The organism is Hydrogenophaga sp., assembly GCF_048549895.1.
Taxonomy (GTDB): domain Bacteria; phylum Pseudomonadota; class Gammaproteobacteria; order Burkholderiales; family Burkholderiaceae_C; genus Hydrogenophaga.
This window is the reverse complement of sequence record NZ_JBLYYB010000136.1, coordinates 1-3,920: the sequence shown is the minus strand read 5'-3', so window position 1 is coordinate 3,920 and position 3,920 is coordinate 1. Positions and strand designations below refer to the sequence as shown.

General features: G+C 57.6%; 3 protein-coding genes. All 3 read left to right on the top strand.

The features are described 5' to 3' along the window. On the top strand, positions 1–2,512 hold a 2,512-nt coding region (locus ACN4F8_RS13860), incomplete at its 5' end, for an adenosylcobalamin-dependent ribonucleoside-diphosphate reductase (protein ID WP_419474138.1). Positions 2,513–3,088: 576 nt separating this feature from the next. Next, positions 3,089–3,520, top strand: a complete 432-nt coding sequence (locus tag ACN4F8_RS13855; RefSeq protein ID WP_419474137.1) for a hypothetical protein — start codon at positions 3,089–3,091, stop codon at positions 3,518–3,520. Between the two features lie 73 nt (positions 3,521–3,593). Beyond that, positions 3,594–3,920 (top strand): peptidyl-tRNA hydrolase (locus tag ACN4F8_RS13850; protein WP_419474136.1); only part of this gene is annotated, 327 nt, incomplete at its 3' end.

Genomic DNA, 3,920 nt, shown 5'->3' with positions numbered 1-3,920 from the left:
GAACGCTTCCGGCCCGGTGAGCTTCATGCGTGTGTTCGACCGTGCTTGCACGACCGTTGAATCCGCTGGCGCTCGACGCGGTGCCCAGATGGGCGTGCTGCGTTGCGACCACCCTGACATCGAGTTGTTCATCGATGCGAAGAAGGCACCAGACTTCAAAACTCTTGGTCTGGATGAGAAGGAGGAAGCAACCTTCCTCGGACTGATGCAGTCCAAGATGGGCTTCGGTTGGGCAGTGCGCAGCGCACTGGCTCCGCTCTCCCAATTCAACATCAGCGTGGGCGTAACAGATGCGTTCATGGAGGCAGTCGTCAGCGATGGCGATTTCGCTCTCGTGCATGAAGCAGAGCCGGCCACTGTTCCGCATGAAGTCCTGGTGGGCAAAGACGGCGTGAGCCGTTTCGTCTACCGCACGGTCAAAGCCCGCTACCTGTGGGAAAAGATCATGCGTAATACGTATGAGAGCGCAGATCCGGGAATTCTGTTCCTCGATACGATCAACCGCGCGAACAACCTTCGAGCGATCGAAAAGCTTGAGGCGACCAACCCTTGTGGTGAGCAAGTGTTGCCCCCGTACGGTTGCTGCTGCCTTGGCTCGACCTTCCTGGCGCGATTCGTGGTGAACCCTTTCACCAAGGAAGCGTACTTTGACTATGCGGCGTTTCGTCGTGTGGTTGCAGGTGGTGTGCGTCTGCTCGATCGCGTGTTGGACGTGACGAAGTGGCCGCTGCCACAACAGAAGGCTGAAGCAGAAGCGAAGCGTCGTCTGGGCATCGGCTTCCTCGGCTTGGCCAACGCAATGGCGATGCTGGGCTTGCGTTACGGCAGCGAAGAGTCTGCTGAATTCGCTTCCACCGTGTCGCGTGAGCAGCGTGACGCGGCCTACATGGCATCGGTTGATCTGGCAAAAGAACTGGGCTCCTTCCCGCTGTTCAATGCTGACCAGTACCTGGAAGAGGGTACGTTCGCATCGACACTGCCTGACCACATCAAAGCGGCAATCCGTGAGCACGGTATCCGCAACTCGCATCTGCTTTCGATTGCGCCCACCGGCACGATCGCTCTGGCATTTGCAGACAACGCAAGTTCCGGCATTGAGCCCACGTTTGACCTGAGCGCGTACCGAAATGTGCGCACCGGCAAAGGCGAGGAGCGCAAGCTGTGGCAAGCCGACGACCACGCTTACCGCGTGCTCAAGATGGTCCAGGGTGAAGCTGCAGACGCATCGATCATCGCGACCGCTCAGACACTGACTGTTGAGGAGCACCTGCGCATCATGGCGGCTGTGATTCCGTTCGTGGACAGTGCGATCAGCAAGACTGTCAACGTGCCGGCCGACTACCCCTTCGAAGATTTCGCCAACATCTACATGGATGCGTGGAGGTCAAAATTAAAAGGGATCACCACGTACAGACCAAACGCCATAACCGGCTCGGTTTTGGTGTCGGCTGCGGACAAGAAGGCCAGTGAAGGCGCCCAAGACATTCGTGTCGATGATCCCGATCGTCGCGTGGAAATCAAGGACGTGCCGAACATTGTGGAAACGTTGAAGTGGCCCAGCCGCCCAGACGTGAACGCCGAAGGCATCACCTACAGCTTGCGTCACCCCCAAGGTGATTTCGCGGTGGTGGTCAACCATTGGGAAAACGGTGTGCGACATCCGCTGGAGGTGTACATCGCCGGCAACGAAGCTCCCCGCGGGCTGGGCGCCATCGCCAAGGCCTTGAGCGTGGACATGCGCACCGATGACGGTGCGTTCCTGGAGATGAAGCTGGATTCCCTGATCAACACGATCGGTGATGATGGCTTCGAGATGAACGATCCGGCTACGGGCAAGCGCGTGATGATGCCATCACTCACCGCTGGCTTTGCAGTGTTGGTCAAGCACCGCCTGACCCAGATCGGCGCTTTCGGTGGCGGCAAGCCTTCGCCCATGGTGGATGCATTGTTCAGCCGTCGCGAGCCCAAGACCGGTCCTAACGGCGCAATCGGATGGCACGTGGATGTCAGCAACCCGGCAACGGGTGACGACTTCCTGTTGCACACGAAGGAACTGAAGCTGCCCAACGGCCAGGTTCGTCCCTACTCGGTGTGGCTGTCCGGCCGGTACCCCAAAGTGCTGGACGGACTGATGAAGGTGCTGTCGATCGACATGCGCGTCAGCGACCCGAAGTGGGTTGCGATGAAGCTGCAGAAGCTGGCCAACTTCGGCGAAGTGCGTGGGGATTTCCTTGCGCATGTGCCCGGCGACGTGAAGCAACAAAACTACCCGAGCACGGTGGCCTACGTTGCAGCACTGCTGCTGGCACGAATGAAGTTGCTGGGCTTGCTGGAAGGCGAGCCAATGGCGCGGTCCGGCGATGCGCACGCGGTGGTGGAGGTTGTCGAAACCACGAACCCTTTGGTTCAAGGCGGCGGCAAGCAATGCCCTGATTGCCATCAGATGACCGTTCATAAAAAAGCGGGCTGTGAGGTGTGCAGCCACTGCGGGCACATTGGTTCTTGCGGCTGATGTGTAAAAAAAGGGCCGGGGAAACCCGGTCCTCTCAGTCCTGTGGGTGACACCATAAGCAGCAAGTTTGTCAACATAAGCTGCAAGTTTGACCGGTGAAACCTGCAAGTTTGTCCGCTCCCCTCGACCCCTGAGATTCAGTTGAATCTCAGGGGTCGCTTTTTTTCATGGCGTTTAGACAGCGGGTAGGGCGCCACATTAAATGGAATTTGCGCCATAGTGCTGCGACTGGAGGTCACGAGTTGTTGCGACTGCCCTATTTCGTGCCAAAGTTTTTTGCGACTGACAGTAGCAATTGGTTTTGGCTGTAGTCTTCCCACAGCGCATTGAACGGTTGGTCAAGGCTGCCTATGCAGCGGTTGCTGCGCCTGCCGCACGGGCACCTGCTGAGTGCTGTGTAGCGGACTGCAGTCATTCGGACGGCGTCTTCCGTTGACGGTGCCCGGCAATACTTTGTGCGCACGCAAGGACAGCCGGTAGGCGATTTGTGGGAACGACCATGAGAGCCGATTACCTAGTGGTTATTTGGCCAGTGGATGGAGCCACACCTCATCCGACTCAGTCTTTGGAGGAACCATGACCGACCAAACAAGTCTTGGGTTCGGTGAAGCTGCATCACCCGCCTGCTACGTTCTGCTGAGCTCCGCAGAATTCAAGGAGCGCCTGGTTCAGCTGCAACGCGGCGGGCCGATCTCAGATTGGCTGATGGATCCCCTGGTGACCACCAGCGCAGTCCTGCGCGAAGAGGGGTACCCGGCATTTCAGCTGGACGAACGACTGGATCACGCATTGCTCTTGAAGCTCCGCGCGCTCTACAGGCTCCATCAAGTTGCCGACGTATTCGTCTGGGATTTCTTGCGCACTAGGCACAAGCCATTGGGAGGCCTCACAGGTGTTGACTTTCTGCTAGGCCGCTTCACTCCTGCGGTCGCCGCCTTGGGTCAATGGGAGCGCGAGGAACATTTTCTGGAGCTTGCGCTGGAAGAGATCGGGCGGCTCCAACAGTAGCTCGGTACTTGATCGTGCTTTCACAGCACTCGTTTGAGCCATTCCCAATCCCGTTTCCGCGAGAGCAGAAATCATGAAGATGTACATCCTTGTTCGAGACGACATCCCATTGGGATTCGCGATGGTCGCTGTTGCACATGCATCCCTCGCCGGATACCTAAAGTTTCAGAATGAGCCCGAAGTCCAAGAATGGCTCAGGGGCCCATTCTTCAAGGCGGTATGCAAAGTGAACGCCAGAGAGTTTGCAAATGCGAGGCAGGTAGCTGACCACGTGGTCATCTCTGAATCTGCGCTCAACAACCAAGAGGTCGCCATCGTCTTTAAGCCGCGGCAAGAATGGCCAAAAATGTTCAAGTTCCTGAAGCTTTACCGGGATCCTCCGGATGCGAAGGTAATCGTG

Excerpts from the sequence above, each read along its gene's own strand:
- ACN4F8_RS13855 (WP_419474137.1), top strand. The coding sequence starts at position 3,089 with ATGACCGACCAAACAAGTCTTGGGTTCGGTGAAGCTGCATCACCCGCC.